Origin of the sequence: Streptomyces sp. NPDC029041 (genome assembly GCF_040637515.1) — a bacterium.
Taxonomy (GTDB): domain Bacteria; phylum Actinomycetota; class Actinomycetes; order Streptomycetales; family Streptomycetaceae; genus Streptomyces.
In genome coordinates this window covers 178,353-195,175 of the sequence record NZ_JBEZWO010000014.1, presented here as the reverse complement: position 1 = coordinate 195,175, position 16,823 = coordinate 178,353, and the positions used below count along the sequence as shown (strand labels likewise).

Annotated in this window: 16 protein-coding genes; 13 read left to right on the top strand and 3 right to left on the bottom strand. The window is 71.3% G+C overall.

The features are described from left to right. Nucleotides 1-107 precede the first annotated feature (107 nt). The 8 genes from AB0F04_RS31400 (at nucleotide 108) to AB0F04_RS31365 (ending at nucleotide 7,132) form a co-directional block, all read left to right on the top strand. Complete coding sequence (locus AB0F04_RS31400; RefSeq protein ID WP_362047668.1) at nucleotides 108-752, top strand: HAD family hydrolase; 645 nt, start codon at nucleotides 108-110, stop codon at nucleotides 750-752. Nucleotides 753-840: 88 nt separating this feature from the next. Beyond that, complete coding sequence (locus tag AB0F04_RS31395) at nucleotides 841-2,058, top strand: MFS transporter (RefSeq protein ID WP_362047665.1); 1,218 nt, start codon at nucleotides 841-843, stop codon at nucleotides 2,056-2,058. Continuing rightward, nucleotides 2,009-3,181, top strand: coding sequence for an acetoin utilization protein AcuC (locus AB0F04_RS31390; RefSeq protein WP_362047662.1), 1,173 nt, complete (start codon nucleotides 2,009-2,011; stop codon nucleotides 3,179-3,181). The genes AB0F04_RS31395 and AB0F04_RS31390 overlap by 50 nt, the downstream gene beginning before the upstream one ends. A gap of 179 nt (nucleotides 3,182-3,360) precedes the next feature. After that, on the top strand, nucleotides 3,361-4,176 hold the full coding sequence (locus AB0F04_RS31385; protein ID WP_362047660.1) for a phosphatase: 816 nt from the start codon (nucleotides 3,361-3,363) through the stop codon (nucleotides 4,174-4,176). 129 nt (nucleotides 4,177-4,305) lie between these two features. Next, nucleotides 4,306-4,518: a helix-turn-helix domain-containing protein gene (locus AB0F04_RS31380; protein ID WP_004984898.1), complete on the top strand. Its 213-nt coding sequence runs from the start codon at nucleotides 4,306-4,308 to the stop codon at nucleotides 4,516-4,518. A 157-nt stretch (nucleotides 4,519-4,675) separates the two neighbouring features. Then, nucleotides 4,676-4,774: an AURKAIP1/COX24 domain-containing protein gene (locus AB0F04_RS31375; protein ID WP_003948845.1), complete on the top strand. Its 99-nt coding sequence runs from the start codon at nucleotides 4,676-4,678 to the stop codon at nucleotides 4,772-4,774. 226 nt (nucleotides 4,775-5,000) lie between these two features. Further along, nucleotides 5,001-6,062: an NAD-dependent epimerase/dehydratase family protein gene (locus AB0F04_RS31370; RefSeq protein ID WP_234850054.1), complete on the top strand. Its 1,062-nt coding sequence runs from the start codon at nucleotides 5,001-5,003 to the stop codon at nucleotides 6,060-6,062. Nucleotides 6,063-6,076: 14 nt separating this feature from the next. Next, on the top strand, nucleotides 6,077-7,132 hold the full coding sequence (locus AB0F04_RS31365) for a lysophospholipid acyltransferase family protein (protein WP_362047657.1): 1,056 nt from the start codon (nucleotides 6,077-6,079) through the stop codon (nucleotides 7,130-7,132). Between the two features lie 63 nt (nucleotides 7,133-7,195). Here the strand turns inward: AB0F04_RS31365 and AB0F04_RS31360 are convergent, their stop codons facing one another. The 3 genes from AB0F04_RS31360 to AB0F04_RS31350 all read right to left on the bottom strand — a co-directional run bounded on the left by AB0F04_RS31360 (nucleotide 7,196) and on the right by AB0F04_RS31350 (nucleotide 10,719). Further along, nucleotides 7,196-8,446: a DUF5667 domain-containing protein gene (locus AB0F04_RS31360; RefSeq protein ID WP_362047655.1), complete on the bottom strand. Its 1,251-nt coding sequence runs from the start codon at nucleotides 8,444-8,446 to the stop codon at nucleotides 7,196-7,198. A 235-nt stretch (nucleotides 8,447-8,681) separates the two neighbouring features. Next, a complete protein-coding gene (locus tag AB0F04_RS31355) occupies nucleotides 8,682-9,452 on the bottom strand; it encodes an ECF subfamily RNA polymerase sigma factor, BldN family (protein WP_053669503.1) in 771 nt (256 codons plus the stop codon). A 349-nt stretch (nucleotides 9,453-9,801) separates the two neighbouring features. Further along, nucleotides 9,802-10,719, bottom strand: coding sequence for an HAD-IB family hydrolase (locus tag AB0F04_RS31350; protein ID WP_352099027.1), 918 nt, complete (start codon nucleotides 10,717-10,719; stop codon nucleotides 9,802-9,804). 163 nt (nucleotides 10,720-10,882) lie between these two features. Between AB0F04_RS31350 and AB0F04_RS31345 the strand changes: the two genes are divergently transcribed. The 5 genes from AB0F04_RS31345 to AB0F04_RS31325 all read left to right on the top strand — a co-directional run bounded on the left by AB0F04_RS31345 (nucleotide 10,883) and on the right by AB0F04_RS31325 (nucleotide 16,665). Beyond that, complete coding sequence (locus tag AB0F04_RS31345; RefSeq protein ID WP_362047651.1) at nucleotides 10,883-11,161, top strand: glutaredoxin family protein; 279 nt, start codon at nucleotides 10,883-10,885, stop codon at nucleotides 11,159-11,161. 314 nt (nucleotides 11,162-11,475) lie between these two features. After that, a complete protein-coding gene (locus AB0F04_RS31340; RefSeq protein WP_362047648.1) occupies nucleotides 11,476-12,243 on the top strand; it encodes a redox-sensing transcriptional repressor Rex in 768 nt (255 codons plus the stop codon). Continuing rightward, nucleotides 12,240-14,006 (top strand): glutamyl-tRNA reductase, encoded by a 1,767-nt coding sequence (locus tag AB0F04_RS31335; RefSeq protein ID WP_362047645.1) that lies wholly within the window; start codon nucleotides 12,240-12,242, stop codon nucleotides 14,004-14,006. Before AB0F04_RS31340 ends, AB0F04_RS31335 begins: the two co-directional genes overlap by 4 nt. Continuing rightward, a complete protein-coding gene (gene hemC / locus AB0F04_RS31330; protein WP_362047642.1) occupies nucleotides 14,003-14,962 on the top strand; it encodes a hydroxymethylbilane synthase in 960 nt (319 codons plus the stop codon). Before AB0F04_RS31335 ends, hemC begins: the two co-directional genes overlap by 4 nt. Then, a complete protein-coding gene (locus tag AB0F04_RS31325; protein WP_362047639.1) occupies nucleotides 14,959-16,665 on the top strand; it encodes a bifunctional uroporphyrinogen-III C-methyltransferase/uroporphyrinogen-III synthase in 1,707 nt (568 codons plus the stop codon). Before hemC ends, AB0F04_RS31325 begins: the two co-directional genes overlap by 4 nt. Nucleotides 16,666-16,823: the final 158 nt, after the last annotated feature.

Sequence of the window (16,823 nt, the reverse complement as noted above, 5' to 3'; positions counted from 1 at the left end):
GGTACTGCAGGGGGGACCCTGTGGGAGAGTAGGACGCCGCCGAACAATTTTTGGGAAAACCCCCGCATCTTCGGATGCGGGGGTTTTCTGCGTTTAGGCTCGAGTTCATGCGCTATGACCTGGTGATCTTCGACAACGACGGTGTGCTCGTCGACAGCGAGCCCATCTCCAACCGGTTGCTCGCGGCGTACCTCACCGAGCTGGGGCACCCCACGTCCTATGAGGAGTCCATCCGGGACTACATGGGATCGGCCATGCACCGGATCCACGAGCTGGTCCTCGAGCGAACGGGGCAGCGGCTGCCGGACGAATTCGACGACGTCTTTCATACGCGAGTTTTCGCGGCGTTCGAGCAGGAACTGGTGGCCGTGGCCGGGGCCTCCGTGCTGCTGGAGAAGCTGGCCGCCGACGGGGTGCCGTACTGCGTGGCCTCCTCCGGTAGCCATGAGCGGATCCGTGTGGGGCACAGGACGACGGGACTCGACCGATGGTTCGACGAGGCGCGGATCTTCAGCTCTCAGGACGTGGGGCGGGGGAAGCCGGCCCCCGATCTCTTCCTGTACGCGGCCGAGAAGATGGGGGTCGCGCCGGGGCGGTGCGTCGTCGTCGAGGACAGTCCGCTGGGCGTGCAGGCCGCCGTCGCGGCGGGGATGGACGTCTGCGGGTTCACCGCGATGACGCCGGCGGAGAAGCTGTCCGGGGCAGATCGGCTCTTCTCCCGCATGGAGGAACTGCCCGACCTGCTCGTGTGAGTCGATCCCGCCGATCCGTCGAAGCTGAGGGAAATTCATCTTTGGCTGGATCTACCCACGAGTAAGCCGGGGCCCTACGCTCGCCGCCATGACAGATGTGCTGCGGCGCGGCAGGGCCTCGTTGGCGTTCAGCTTCCTGGTGCAGGGTGTCGCCTTCGCTCTGCTCGTGACGAGGATCCCCGCCATCCAGAACCGCTACGGGGTCTCCGACGCGCTGCTGCCCGCGTTTCTGGCCGCCGTTCCGGTCCTCGCCGGGGTCGGGAGCGTGTCCACCGAGCGGCTGGTGAAGCGGGTGCCGCCGAGCCGGCTGCTGCGGTGGTCCCAGCCCGTGGTGCTGCTGGCGCTGCTCGGTGTCGGGGCCGGGGAGCGGATGGTGGAACTCGGCGTGGCGCTCGCCGCGTTCGGACTTGCCGTAGGGGTGCTGGACGCCTCGATGAACATGCTCGGAGTGAGCCTGCAACGGGCGTACGGGCGCAGCATCATGCTCAGTTTTCACGCGGCCTACAGCCTGGGCGGGATCGTCGGGGCCTCGTTGGCCTGGGTGGGGGCGCACTGGCATCTGGCGTTGTGGGTGTCGTATCTGCCGGTCGTGCTGATGCTGCTGCCGGCGGTGCTGGTGGGGAGCCGGTGGTATGCCGACGACCGGGGTGCGGCGCCCGGGGCGCAGGAGCAGACCGGAGAGGGCGGCGCGGTCGTCTTCAAGTGGCTGCTGCCGCTGTGTCTGGTGATGACGGTCGCGTACATCGGGGACTCGACGGTCTCCAACTGGAGTGCCAAGTATCTGCAGGACGTGCTGGGAAGCTCGGAGCAGATGGCGACGGTGCCGTTCAACGTGTACATGGTCACCACGCTGCTGGGGCGGACGATCGGCGACTTCGGCGTGCGGCGCTTCGGGGCGGTCACGGTGGTGCGGGCCGGTGCGCTGGTGGCGGCGGGCGGGTTCGCCGTGGTGGCCGCCGCGCCCGGGGCGTGGGTCGGGATGCTGGGGTTCACGCTGCTGGGGCTGGGGTTGTGTGTGCTGGTGCCGCAGACGTTCGCGGCGGCCGGGAGGCTCTTCCCGGGGGCTTCGGATGCGGCCGTGGCGCGTCTGAACGTCTTCAACTACGTGGGCTTCCTCATCGGTTCGCCGTTGGTCGGGGCGCTCGGCGATCTGTGGAGCTACCGCGGGGCCATGCTGGTGCCGATGGTGTTGGTGCTGGTGACGCTGGTGTACGCCCGGTCGTTCGGAGCTCAACCGGACCGATACGGTGGCGGGCATGAGCGGCCGCGCACAGCTGATGTGGGACGAGGCAGTAACGGGGTATGACTTCGGTCCGGGGCATCCGATGGACCCCGTCCGGCTCGCCCTGACCCGGAAACTGGTCGGCGCCTTCGGGCTGGACCGTGAGGTGGACGTGGTCGCCGCGAGGGCGGCCGGGGAGTCGACGCTGCGGCTCGTCCACCGGCAGGACTACATCGGGGCGGTGAAGGCCGCGTCCGCGGATCCGGGGGCGGCGGACCAGTCGTACGGGCTGGGGACGATGGACGATCCGGCGTTCGCGGGGATGCACGAGGTGTCGGCGCTGATCGCCGGGCAGTCGGTCGGGGCGGCGGAGGCGGTGTGGCGGGGTGAGGCGCAGCACGCGGTGAACTTCGCGGGCGGGCTGCACCACGCGATGCCGGGCGGCGCGTCCGGGTTCTGCATCTACAACGACGCCTCGCTGGCGATCGCGCGGCTGCTGGAGCTCGGGGCGGAGCGGGTCGCGTACGTCGATGTCGACGTGCATCACGGGGACGGGGTGCAGGCGGCGTTCTGGGAGGACCCGCGGGTGCTGACGATCTCGCTGCACGAGCATCCGCGGACGCTGTTCCCGCAGACCGGGTGGCCGGAGGAGACCGGGGCGGACACGGCGGAGGGCTCGGCGGTGAACGTGGCGCTGCCGGCCGGGACGGGGGACGCCGGGTGGCTGCGGGCGTTCCACGCGATCGTGCCGGAGCTGATCGCCGACTTCCGGCCCCAGGTGCTGGTCACCCAGCACGGGGCGGACACGCACTTCGAGGATCCGCTGGCGCACCTGGCGGTGTCGCTGGACGCGCAGCGGGCGGTGCAGGCGGCCTGTCACGACCTGGCGCACGAGTACGCCGACGGGCGGTGGGTGGCGCTGGGCGGGGGCGGTTACGCGGTGGTGGACGTCGTGCCGCGCTCGTGGACGCATCTGGTCGCGATCGCCGCGGGCCGGCCCGTGGAGCCCGAGGCGGTGATCCCCGAGGGCTGGCGGCAGGAAGTGTTCGCGCGGACGCGGCAGTTGGCCCCGGCGCGGATGACGGACGGGCGCTGGCCGCTGTCCTGGTCCGGCTGGGAGGAGGGCTACGATCCGGCGGACCGGCTGGACCAGGCGGTGCTGGCGGCCCGGCGGGCGGTGTTCCCGCTGCGGGGGCTGCTGGCCTGAGGCCTGCGACTCCTGTGACTCCGTCCGGCGATGCGATCCCCGCGTCTCCCGTGACCCCACCCGGCGGTGCGCTCCTGTGACTCCTCCCGACGCGATGCGACGGAGCCGGTCATGGGCCGACCGTGCGGTGTTCGCGGGTTCTCGGGACAGGTGGAGTCACGGTCACGCACGATCTTCATGTGCTGACCACCGAAGCCCTGCGCGCGCACCTGGTGGGCGCGCGGCTCGCCGGGACCGTGGCGACCTCGCGGGAGGAGAGCCTGCGCAGTTACCGGCTCTTCGCGGCCCGGGACCCGCGGGTGCTGCTGGGGATCGATCCCGAAGGGGCCTGGAGGCAGCGGGAGTTGCTCGAGCTGATGGCGGACCGGTGTGGTGTTTCGGCCGATTCCCGGCGGGTTTCCGGCCAGGACGTGATCGATCCGGAGCGGACCGTGGCGGCGCTGGACGCCTTCGCGGAACGCCTCGCCGAGGCCGCCCGGCGGGGTGCGCCCGTGCTTCTCGGCACCGGGCACCCGCACCGGCTGCTCGGTTTCTACGGTGCTCTGGCAGACGCTCTGTCGGCGGCGGGATGTGCCGTCCTCACCCCCGCGCAGGGTCGCCGTGTCGACATAACGACCCGGTTCGGTCTACGTACGCACAACCTCGACTACGTACGAGGAGTCGCGCTGGTGCGGACCCAGGACCCCGAACGCCCCGGTTGTGAGCCCGGCGCACATACGCACTCACCTCTCCCGGTTCGTACCGTGCTGGCCGCTTGCGCGGAGTCCGGCGGGCCGTTGCCCGAGCTGGTGATCGGGGACCACGGGTGGGTCTGCGGGGCAGGTCAGCTGGGGTTCGAGGCCATCGGGCCGGCCGATACGGACGACCCGGCGCTGTTCGTGGGGGAGGCCGAGGGGTCCGTGTCCGTCGTCGTTCCACTTGATGACGGCGTGCGGTCCGATTACTACCTGCCGCTTACCCGCTACGTACTCAATCGGGCGTGTCTGTCACAGTAGGCCGCCGATGGGTGCACCTCTTCCCCACTCGCATCACTGGCCCCTACATTGGGGAGTGAGCACGCAGCGACGAAGAGTCACCGGAAGGGGAAGCCGGTGGCCGTCGAGTGCGGAAGGTTCAGGTGTGTCATGGCTGCAGCTGGCGAGAGGCCTCTGAACGAGGTTCAGTTCCTTACCGTGGCGGAAGTCGCCTCGGTGATGCGAGTGTCGAAGATGACCGTGTACCGGCTGGTGCACAGCGGTCATCTGCCCGCGATCCGTGTGGGGCGGTCCTTCCGCGTCCCGGAGCAAGCGGTTCACGAGTACCTCCGCGAGAGCTACGTGGGGGTGGAAACCGCCTGACGGCAGGGCCGGGGTGATCCCCCTACAGGGCACTCGGGGATCCCTCCGGCCTCCTCGATTACGACCTCAGCGCTCGGACGGGTAGGCTGGCCCCTCGTAGGTCGTATGGGCCCATGGCGCCCAAACACCGAGTGATGAGAAGTGAGCGAGGGTAGTCGTGGGCTCTGTTATCAAGAAGCGGCGCAAGCGGATGGCGAAGAAGAAGCACCGCAAGCTGCTCAAGCGCACGCGCGTCCAGCGTCGCAACAAGAAGTAAGTTCGCGACGCGCACGCCGCGAGAGCGTTGCTGTGGCCCCCCACCACCGGTGGGGGGCCACACGCATATCCGCGTCGGGCCACCGGCTCCGGCCGTGGCTCCTGCGTCCGGCTGGCTTCGGTCACTTCGCGCATCAGGCGGTCATCACAGCGCAACGACAACCCGCTAAGTTGGCCCCACGGGGGAACGCGGCGGGGACGAGGAGTTCGGAAGGAAGGCGCTGATCTTGGGCAAGGTCGTGCTCGTGACCGGAGTGGCCCGCCAGCTGGGGGGCCGGTTCGTCCGGCGGATCCAGCGGGACCCCGACGTCGACCGGGTCGTCGCCGTGGACGCGGTGCCGCCCGAGCATCATCTGGGCGGTGCGGACTTCGTCCAGGCCGACATCCGGCAGCCCGGCATCGCGCGGGTGCTCGCCGAGACGGGCGCCGACACGATCGTCCACCTCGACGTGACGGGCACGCCGCTGGGCAGCGGCAACCGGGCCTCCCTGAAGGAGACCAACGTCATCGGCACCATGCAGCTGCTCGGTGCCTGCCAGAAGTCCCCGTCCGTGCAACGGCTGGTCGTGAAGTCCAGCACGAACGTCTACGGCTCCGCGCCCCGTGACCCGGCCGTGTTCACCGAGACGACCCCGCCCAAGTCCCTGCCCAGTGGCGGCTTCGCCAAGGACACCGTCGAGGTCGAGGGCTACGTCCGCGGCTTCGCGCGCCGCCGGCCCGATGTGGCCGTGTGTGTGCTGCGGTTCGCCAACATCCTCGGCCCGACCGCGGACACCCCGCTCGCGTCGTACTTCGCGCTGCCGGTCCTGCCGACCGTGTTCGGCTACGACCCCAGGCTGCAGTTCGTACACGAGGACGACGTGATCGAGGTGCTGCGGCTCGGCTCGCACGAGCCCCGGCGCGGCACGCTCAACAGCGGCACCTTCAACATCGCCGGCGACGGTGTGCTGCTGCTCTCGCAGTGCTCCCGGCGCCTCGGCCGCCCCACCGTGCCCCTGCTGCTGCCGGCCGTCACCTGGGCGGGCTCGCTGGTGCGTACGCTGGGAATGACGGATTTCTCGCCCGAGCAGATCCGGCTGCTCACGCACGGCCGGGTCGTGGCCACGGGCCAGATGCGCGAGACGCTGGGATTCCAGCCCAAGTACACGACCGCGGAGACGTTCGCGGACTTCGCCCGCAGCCAGGGCCCCGGACTCCTTCCGCCGGAGGCCCTCGCGGGGGCCGTCGACCGGATCGCCGGCCTGCCCCTCGCGGGCGGCGGACACTCCCCGACGCAGAGCGCCAACTGAGGAGCGCATCAACGATGGCGGACGCCAAGGTCATTCCGTTCGACGACGACCGGTCCCGGGGGAACGCCGCGCAGCGTCCCCAGCGGCGCCGGAGCGCCGGGAACCGCCGCCCGGGCGCGGAGTCCGTGCCGGTGCGTGAGGTGGAGCCCCTGCCCACCAGGGCTGTTCCGCAGGATGATGTTCCTGTGACTTCCGATGAACAGCCGCCGGAGCCTTCCCCGGACGGCGGGGGCGGGCTGGAACGACGGATCGCGGGCGGCCTGGCGTTCCTGCGCCGCCGCCTCACCGGGGACTACGAGGTCGACGACTTCGGCTACGACGAGGAACTCACCGACCAGGTCCTGATGTCGCTGCTGCGCCCGCTGTACGAGACGTACTTCCGGGTCGAGGTGAAGGGCATCGAGAACATCCCGTCCGAGGGCGGTGCCCTGATCGTCGCCAACCACTCCGGCACCCTGCCGATGGACGGCCTGATGATGCAGGTCGCCGTGCACGACAACCACCCGGCGGGCCGGCATCTGCGGCTGCTGGCCGCGGACCTGGTGTTCATGCTGCCGGTGGTCAACGAGCTGGCCCGCAAGCTGGGTCACACCCTGGCGTGCGCCGAGGACGCCTCCCGGCTGCTGGAGCAGGGCGAACTGGTCGGGGTGATGCCCGAGGGCTTCAAGGGGCTCGGCAAGCCCTTCGCGGACCGCTACAAGCTGCAGCGCTTCGGCCGCGGCGGTTTCGTCTCGACGGCGCTGCGCGCGGGGACGCCGATCGTGCCCTGCTCGATCGTCGGGGCGGAGGAGATCTACCCGATGATCGGCAACGCCAGGACGGTCGCGCGCCTGCTGGGCTTCCCGTACTTCCCGGTCACACCGACGTTCCCGTGGCTGGGGCCGCTCGGGGCGATCCCGCTGCCGACCAAGTGGACGATCCAGTTCGGCGAGCCGATCCCCACGGACGGCTATCCACCGGAGGCGGCGGAGGACCCGATGCTCATGTTCAACCTGACCGACCAGGTCAGGGAGCAGATCCAGCACACGCTCTACAAACTGCTGGTGCAGCGGCGGTCGGTGTTCTTCTGACACTTCGCGCACGACGACGGGGGCGCCCCTGCCGAAGGGGCGCCCCCGTCGTCGTGGCGTTGCCTAGTTCGCGTCCTCGCTGTCGATGCCCAGGCCGGGCAGCAGGCCGGGCAGGAGGGGCGGGAGCGTCACATCCGGCTCGGGGACGGGTGTGTTGCCCTCCGCCGACGGGGAGGTGCTGGTCTCGCTGTTCTTCGGTGGGTCGAGCAGGCCGCCGGTGTTGCCGCCGAGCAGGCCGTCGCTGTCGTCACCGGAGCCGGCCGAGCGGCTGGGGCTGCCGCTGCCGCCGCCGGTGCTGTGCTCGTCGCTGTGCTTGCCGCCGCCGTCGCTGGGACGCGTCGAGCGGCCCGTGTCCGAGGAACCGCTGGGAGCGGATTCGGAGGCGCCCTGCCGCTTGCCGTCGCCGCCGCCGGTGGCCGGGGGCTCGGGCAGCAGGGAGCGCAGCGGGGCGACGTCCTCCTCTATGGCGTCGAAGACGGACGACACCTCCCGGCTGACGTCACCGAGCTGGACGGGCAGCCGATCGCGCAGTTCGCCCCAGGCCTGGCGGTGGGAGCGGGAGAACGCGGACAGGGCCTGGATGGGGCCGAGTGAGTCCGGGTCGTGCTCGTACGCCTCGCTCAGCAGCCGGTGGCCCTCCGACGCGTCGTGCCGCATGCCGGACAGGGCACGGCGGATCTCGCCGAGGGACTCGTGGTCCAGGGGGCCGCTGCGGCCCCGCTCCATCAGGCGGCGTGCTTCGCTGAGCCGGGTGGAGGCGTGGTCGAGATAGACCCGGCCGCGCTCGTCCGCCCCGTCGGCGAGGCCGAGCTTGACGTCCTCGATGCCGCGCTTGAGGCCGTAGAGCGAGTCGCCGGGTAGGGCGTCCGAGCTGGCGGCGGAGACTCCGCCGAAGGCGCTCGCGGCGACCCCGACGCTGAGTCCGCCCGCGGTGAGGCCCTTGGCGAGCCGGGAACGCGGCCGCAACTTCTTCAGTGAACCCGCGCGGTGCGCGCCGCGGGCCCGGGACCGCTGTCCGGGGACCGCGCTGTCCGTCGCCCCGCCGCCCGCGGTGCCCTCCTGGAGCATGGCCTCGAACGCTGCCACCAGCTGGGCCCGCTGGACGACCTTGACCTCCGGGTCGAGCTCCGGCTTGGGCAACGCGCCGAGCCCCGAGGCGAGCGCCAGATGGCGGGCCTGTTCGCTCGATTCCGCGGTGGCCGGGTCCGGTGCCGATCCTTCGGGCTGCTCGGCCGCCGGGCCCTGCTCGGACTGCTCCTCCAGGGCCTGGGCGAAGGCGTTCGCCCGCCGGTGCGCCGATACGTTCGCGATCACTGGCGGCACCTCCTCTCGTCATGACGGTCGACTCCCCAGGGGGTCCTGAGGGTTGCACACCCCGACCACGACCACACGATCGAGCGACCGGAGCCGGCCAGGGGTGACCACAGGGAGCCTGCATTCCGCACAACGAGCGGTGTGGCACTTGGGTTACGGACTCCGGCCGATCGGATGCCGGAGTCAACGGACTTTCACGGTCCGTGAGTTGGGAGTCGCCGAGCGTGCTCGCCGGTCAGCGGGCGTCTTCCGGGAGCAGCCGCGCGAGGGTGCGGACGGCCCGGTACTGGAGGGTCTTGATGGCGCCCTCGTTCTTGCCCATCACCCGGGCGGTCTCGGCCACGGAGAGGCCTTGGAGGAAGCGGAGCGTCACACACTCCTGCTGCTGGGGGTTGAGCCGCCGTACGGCGTCGAGCAGGGCGGCGTTGGAGAGGGACTCCAGGACGGAGTCCTCGGGGGAGCGCTCGACCTCGTTGGCGTCGAGCATCTCGCCGGTGGTGACCTCGAGGCGGAACCGGCTGGACTTGAAGTGGTCCGCGACGAGGTTGCGGGCGATGGTCACGAGCCAGGCGCCGAAGTCGCGGCCCTGCCAGGTGAAGGTGCCGATGCGGCGCAGGGCCCGCAGGAAGGTCTCGCTGGTGAGGTCCTCGGCGGTCGCCTTTCCTCCGACCCGGTAGTAGATGTACCGGTAGACGGTGTCGCTGTACTGGTCGTAGAGGCGGCCGAAGGCGTCGGCCTCGCCGGCCTGGGCGCGCTCCACGAGGTCCATCATCCGGGCGCTGTCGCTGTCCGCGGCAGGCCGGCGTGCGGTGGCCGCGCCGGAGGGGCGCCCTCGTCTGCCGACCGCGGCGCTGCCGTCGGCCAGTGCGTAGCAAGGGCCTACGGGCGCGGCGGTGGCGAATGCGGGGACGGCGTACGCGGTGGGGACGAAGCCGCGCAACAGGTCGTTGACCGTTGCGCGCAGCGTAGCCAGGCCCGAGGCGTCAACCCCGACGTGTGGGTACACGGGACTCCCAGAGGCAGAGCTTCCATCACGTGCAGTGCGGGACCTTTCACCCGTCGTAGCGACGGAGGGGTACCGGTTTGCGTCTGAGGAGAATAACGCTTCGTGCAGGCGCTGCTACACCGAGTTGCTCAAATCATCGATTACGTCGCTTCCGTAACCGATTGACGCCTGGTCAGGTGCCGAAGCGTGACCGGTTGTCGACCGGAACGCTTCGGATTGTGGCTGAGTGCAGGGCGTGTTGTGGCCGTGTGCAGCCAAGAGGACTGGAGGGGAGGTTGTGGGGGTACGCCAGTTGGATTTACGGCGATTGTCAGGCCGCAAACATCCGTGTCCCGGTTTGATCGGGTGGTCAGCGGCGCCGGCGGTGCAGGGCGATGGCGGCCGCCGTGCCGCCCGCGACCGCGCCGACGCCCGCCGCGGCCGGGATGCCGACCTTGGCCGCCTTGCGGCCCGTGCGGTAGTCGCGCAGACGCCAGTCCAGCTGCCGGGCGTGCTTGCGCAGCTTGCTGTCCGGGTTGATGGCGTAGGGGTGGCCGACCAGGGAGAGCATCGGGATGTCGTTGTGCGAGTCGCTGTAGGCGGCGCACCGGCCGAGGTCCAGGCCCTCGGCGGCGGCCAGGGCGCGTACGGCCTCGGCCTTGGCGGGGCCGTGCAGCGGTTCGCCGACGAGCTTGCCGGTGTAGACGCCGTCGACGGACTCGGCGACCGTGCCGAGGGCACCGGTCAGGCCGAGGCGGCGGGCGATGACCGTGGCGATCTCGACGGGGGCGGCCGTCACCAGCCACACCTTCTGGCCGGCGTCCAGGTGGGCCTGGGCGAGGGCCCGGGTGCCGGGCCAGATGCGCTCGGCCATGTACTCGTCGTAGATCTCCTCGCCGATCGACTGCAGTTCGGCGACGCGGTGGCCCTGGACGATCGACAGGGCCGAGTCACGGGCCTCCTGCATGTGCTCGGGGTCCTCGACCCCGGCCAGGCGGAACCATGCCTGCTGCCAGGCGAACTTCGCCAGCTCGCGCGTCTCGAAGAACTTCCGCTTGTACAGGCCCCGCCCGAAGTGGAAGAGGGCCGCGCCCTGCATGACGGTGTTGTCCAGGTCGAAGAAGGCGGCGGCCTGGTCGTCGCCGTGCACCGGGAACTGCGGTTCCTCGGTCGTGCCGGCGACTTCCTGTGTGGACTTGCGGGCTGCCTCCGCCGAGGCCTCGCCTGCCAAAACGCTCCGCGCCGTGGCGGAGCGCCTACGGGGAGTGAGCCATCCGAGAGCGGCCATGGCGTGAGCATAGCCAGTTTGTTCGGGGGTTCCGGAGCCGGAAGGTTGGGGGCGTGTGAACTCTCGGCAAGCATGTCGTCAAAAGACGCCGCGCGGGTCGGGCGCGGCCGGCGTGTCCGCCGGGGCTTTCGCGGGGGTTCCGCTTGTCCGCGGGCGCGCGACAATGGCCGACATGAGTTCCCTCTTCCGCCGCAGGCGCTCCGGTGACCGGCTCGTCACCCTGATCCGCAAGCCCGGCTGCCATCTGTGTGATGACGCACAGGTCGTTGTGGAGAAGGTGTGCGGTGATCTGGGAGTCCCCTGGGAGCAGAAGGACATCACCGAGGATCGGGAACTGCACGACCAGTACTGGGAGCAGATCCCGGTCGTGCTGGTGGACGGCAGGCAGCACACGTTCTGGCGCGTGAACGAGGGCCGTCTGCGCAAGGCGCTGACCGACTGATCCCGCCCGGTGAGCGACTGACCGAGCAGTCCAAAGAAGCCCGCCAGGTCGCTTAGGATCGATGGCGGCTTGGTCTCGGGGGCGGGATTCACTGAGGAGAGTGTGCGGTTTTGCCCCCAGAAGACAAGGAACGGTGGCGCCCCGGCGCCGGTTCCCTGCGTATGCGCCGGGGGCGCGTGACCCCGGTCACGTTGGCCGGGCAAATCGGACACCATCTTTGTGCACGCGTTCACAAAGACATAGCCTGCATTCGACGGGGCGGTCATGTAGGGACGTATGACCGCCTACAGCCCCGCTCTACCCGCAGGAGCACCGTGGCAACTGGCCGAACTCACCGACCGGCGACCCGCAGCCGAGGGATTCCCGAGGCCACCGTCGCCCGGCTTCCGCTGTACCTCCGCGCTCTGACCGCGCTGTCGGAGCGCTCGGTTCCCACGGTCTCCTCCGAGGAGCTCGCGGCCGCGGCGGGGGTCAACTCCGCGAAGCTGCGCAAGGACTTCTCCTACCTCGGCTCCTACGGGACCAGGGGTGTCGGCTACGACGTCGAGTATCTCGTGTACCAGATCTCCCGTGAACTGGGGCTCACCCAGGACTGGCCGGTTGTGATCGTCGGTATCGGAAACCTCGGCGCCGCCCTCGCCAACTACGGCGGCTTCGCCTCCCGCGGGTTCCGGGTCGCCGCGCTCATCGACGCCGACCCGGCCATGGCCGGCAAGCCCGTCGCCGGGATCCCGGTGCAGCACTCCGACGACCTGGAGAAGATCATCCAGGACAACGGCGTGTCGATCGGTGTCATCGCCACCCCCGCCGGTGCCGCCCAGGCGGTCTGCGAGCGGCTCGTGGCCGCCGGTGTCACCTCCATCCTGAACTTCGCGCCGACCGTGCTGTCCGTCCCCGAGGGCGTCGACGTGCGCAAGGTCGACCTCTCCATCGAGCTGCAGATCCTCGCCTTCCACGAGCAGCGCAAGGCAGGGGAGGAGGCCGCCTCCTCCGACGGCGGCGTGCCCACCGCCGCAGCCGCCCGCAGCGACTCGGCCGACCAGGGGCCCGACGGGGACATGCCCGCCGTGATGCCGGCATGAGCCTCCTCGTCGTCGGACTCAGTCACCGCAGCGCCCCGGTCAGCGTGCTGGAGCGGGCCGCGCTGACCGTGGACGCGCAGGTCAAGCTGCTCCAGGACACGGTCGCCGCCGAGCCGGCCACCGAGGCCGCGGTGCTCGCCACCTGCAACCGCATCGAGCTCTACGCCGACGTGGACAAGTTCCACGCCGGTGTCGCCGAGCTGTCCACGCTGCTCGCCCAGCACAGCGGGGTCGGTCTCGAGGAGCTCACTCCCTATCTCTACGTGCACTACGAGGACCGGGCCGTCCACCACCTGTTCTCGGTGGCCTGCGGGCTGGACTCGATGGTCGTCGGCGAGGGGCAGATCCTCGGCCAGATCAAGGACTCCCTGGCCCGGGCGCAGGAGCTGCACTCCGCCGGCCGTCTGCTGAACGACCTGTTCCAGCAGGCCCTGCGGGTCGGCAAGCGCGCCCACTCCGAGACCGGCATCGACCGCGCCGGCCAGTCCCTGGTCACCTTCGGCCTGGAGCAGCTGGCCCGGGGCGGCGACGTACAGCAGTGGGCCCGGGGCAAGAGGGCCCTGGTCATCGGGGCCGGGTCGATGTCCTCCCTGGCCGCTGCCACGCTCGCGCGGGCCGGGGTCGCCGAGATCGTCGTCGCCAACCGCACCTTCGACCGGGCCGAGCGCCTCGCCGAGATCCTCATGGAGGGCGACGACACGGACGTGGCGGCCCGCGCGGTCCCGATGGAGTCGGTGCCGGCCGAGCTGACACGTGCCGACGTCACCGTCTCCTGCACCGGCGCGACGGGCCTGGTCCTGACGGCCGAGGCGGTAGCCGGGGCGATGCAGGGCCGTACGCCCGCGCCGCAGGCCGGGCCCGGCGAGGACGGGCCGGGGGCGCCGGGCGGCGCGTCCGGCTCCACGGCCGGGGCGCAGCACGGCGGTGCGTCCGGCACGAGCCTCGGCAGCGAGGACGGCTGCCCGCTGGACCTGTCCGCGGTGCAGGGCACCGCCGGGTTCTCCGTGCTGGGCGAGGCCGCCGTGGCCGGGATGGCCGCCGCCGACCTGGAGCAGCACGCAGCGTGGGTGGACAACGGCACGGTGGGCGGCGACCGGCGTGCCGCCGGCCCGGCCCGGCCGGCCGCGGCCGGCACGCTCGACCCGGCCGCGGACACCGACGCCATCGCCGCGCTCGCCGCGACCGTCGCCACCGTCGGGCGGATCCCCGAGCGGCGCCGGCCCGAGCCGGTCGAGGAGCCGCAGCGGCCCGAGCCGGCGCTCTTCCTGCTGGACCTCGCGATGCCGCGCGACATCGACGCGGCCGTGCACCGGCTGGCCGGAGTGCGGCTGGTGGACATCGAGTCGCTGGCGGAGGCCTCCGCGGGTGCTCCGATGGCTGCCGATGTGGACCAGGTCCGGCGTATCGTCTCCGACGAGGTCGCGGCCTTCGGGGCAGCACTGCGGGCCGCGCACATCACACCGACCGTGGTCGCCCTGCGCACCATGGCCGCCGACGTCGTGGCCGGCGAGATCGCCCGGCTGGACGGTCGGCTGCCCGGTCTCGACGACAAGCACCGAGCGGAGATCACCCAGACCGTGCGGCGCGTGGTCGACAAACTGCTCCACGCGCCGACCGTGCGGGTCAAGCAACTCGCGGCCGAACCCGGCGGCGCCGGGTACGCGGACGCGCTGCGGACCCTGTTCGACCTCGACCCCGAGACGGTGGCCGCCGTCTCCCGGGCCGAGGAAAGCACCACCCCAAGAGACCGAGGGCCGGCATGAAGGACAAGACGCTGAGGCTCGGCACCCGGCGCAGCAGGCTCGCCATGGCCCAGTCCGGGCAGGTGGCGGAAGCCGTGAGCCGGGTGACCGGACGGCCCGTCGAGCTCGTCGAGATCACCACGTACGGCGACGTCTCGCGCGAGCAGCTCGCCCAGATCGGCGGCACCGGCGTGTTCGTGACCGCCCTGCGCGACGCGCTCCTCAAGGGCGAGGTCGACTTCGCGGTGCACTCGCTGAAGGACCTGCCGACCACGCAGCCCGACGAGCTGGTCGTGGCCGCCGTGCCGGTGCGCGAGGACCCGCGGGACGTGATCGTCGCCCGGGACGACCTGAAGTTCACCGACCTGCCCTCCGGGGCCCGCATCGGTACGGGTTCGCCGCGCCGCATGGCACAGCTCAACGCGTACGCCCGCAGCCACGGCCTGGACATATCCACGGTCCCGATCCGCGGCAACGTCGACACCCGGATCGGGTTCGTGCGCAGCGGGGAGCTCGACGCCGTCGTGCTGGCCGCCGCCGGACTGAACCGGATCGGCCGCGGCGACGAAGCGACCGACTTCCTGTCGGTCGACACGGTTTTGCCCGCCCCCGGCCAGGGGGCCCTGGCGATCGAGTGCACCGCGGGCAACGCGGACCTCGTCGCCGCGCTCGCCGAACTCGACGACCCGTTCACGCGGATCGCCGTGACGGCCGAGCGATCACTGCTCGCCGCCCTGGAGGCCGGCTGCAGCGCCCCTGTGGGCGCTTTGGCCGACCATCTGGCCGACGGGCAGACTGTCAAGGAAATGCGCCTGCGTGGCGTCGTCGGGACCACCGACGGCACGCGCATGGTGCAGCTGTCCACCACCGGTCCCGCGCCCGAGACGCACGACGGGGCAATGGCGCTCGGTCGCGAACTCGCGGCCGAGATGCTCGCCCAGGGCGCGGCCGGTCTGATGGGGGAGCGAGCACAGTGAGCCCCACCACCCTTTCCGCCGGTCCTGAACACGGGCACGTCACCTTCCTGGGTGCCGGACCCGGAGATCCGGGACTGCTTACTCTGCGCGCCGTGGAGGCACTGGCGAGCGCGGACGTCCTCGTCGCCGAGCACGAAGTGCTCGACGTCGTGCGTCAGCACGCCAGGCAGGGCGTCTCCGAGGTGCACACGGACCCCGATCCTTCCCAGGATCCGGCTCCGGGCACAGGAGCGCCCCAGCTGACGGTAGTTGACGGCACGTCAACCACCGCCGCCGTCCCCGCGGTGCGGGATGCCGCACATCTTGTCATGGAGGCCGCGCGGGGCGGCAGGCGGGTCGTGCGTGCGGTGTCCGGGGACCCGGGCCTCGACACGTACGCCGCCGAGGAGATGCTGGCGTGCGCCGCCGCCGGGGTGCCCTTCGAGGTCGTCCCCGGTATCGCGAGCGCCGTCGGCGTGCCCGCCTACGCCGGTGTGCCGCTGCGGGACGCGCAGGGCGCGGACGTGCGGTTCGTGGACGCGCGGACGGCGTCGGACCGGTGCTGGACGGAGGTGGGGGCGTCGGACGGCACGGTCGTCGTCTCCACGACGCTGGACTCCGTCGCGGCGGCCGCCGGCGAGCTCGTCTCCGCCGGGCGCAAGCCGGACACCCCGATGACGGTCACCGTCGCCGGTACGACCACCCGGCAGCGCACCTGGACCGCCACGCTCGGCACCATCGCGCAGACGCTGAAGCAGGCCAAGGTGCTGCCCTCGCCGGAGGGCGGCCGGCCGGTGATAGCCGTGGTCGGTGAGCGTTCCGCCGCCGCCCAGCGCGACCAGCTCGCGTGGTTCGAGTCCAAGCCGCTGTTCGGCTGGAAGGTGCTCGTGCCGCGGACCAAGGAGCAGGCGGCGTCGCTCTCCGACCAGCTGCGGTCGTACGGGGCCGTGCCGCACGAGGTGCCGACCATCGCCGTCGAGCCGCCGCGCACGCCCCAGCAGATGGAGCGCGCGGTCAAGGGCCTGGTGACGGGCCGCTACGAGTGGATCGCCTTCACCTCGGTGAACGCGGTCAAGGCCGTGCGTGAGAAGTTCGAGGAGTACGGGCTCGACGCGCGTGCGTTCGCGGGCATCAAGGTCGCGGCCGTGGGCGAGCAGACGGCGAACGCGCTGATCGCGTTCGGTGTGAAGCCCGACCTGGTGCCGAGCGGTGAGCAGTCGGCCGCCGGTCTGCTGGAGGACTGGCCGCCCTACGACCCGGTCTTCGACCCGATCGACAGAGTGTTCCTGCCGCGTGCCGACATCGCCACGGAGACGCTGGTGGCCGGGCTGATCGAGCTCGGCTGGGAGGTCGACGACGTCACGGCCTACCGGACCGTGCGGGCCTCGCCGCCGCCGGCGGAGACCCGTGAGGCGATCAAGGGCGGCGGTTTCGACGCCGTGCTGTTCACGTCGTCCTCCACCGTGCGGAACCTGGTCGGCATCGCCGGCAAGCCGCACAACGTCACGGTGATCGCGTGTATCGGCCCGGCCACGGCGAAGACCGCCGAGGAGCACGGGCTGCGGGTGGACGTCATGGCCCCCGAGCCGTCCGTCCACAAGCTGGCGGAAGCCCTGGCCGACTTCGGCGCGAAGCGCCGCATGGCGGCCGTGGAGGCCGGGGACCCGGTGACGCGGCCGAGCGAGCGGCGGCCGGGGGCGCGGCGGAGGCGTTCGACGACCTGAACTCGACGAGCGGGGTGGACCGCGATCAGCGAGTCCGCCCCGCACGGTCGAGGCGTGAACCTCGACCGTCGAACACGGCATCCTCCCAAATGCCTTGCCGCCCACAAGCGTTCATGACATTCTGCAAGGCTTTGCACACGTCGTGACGGCTTGGATTC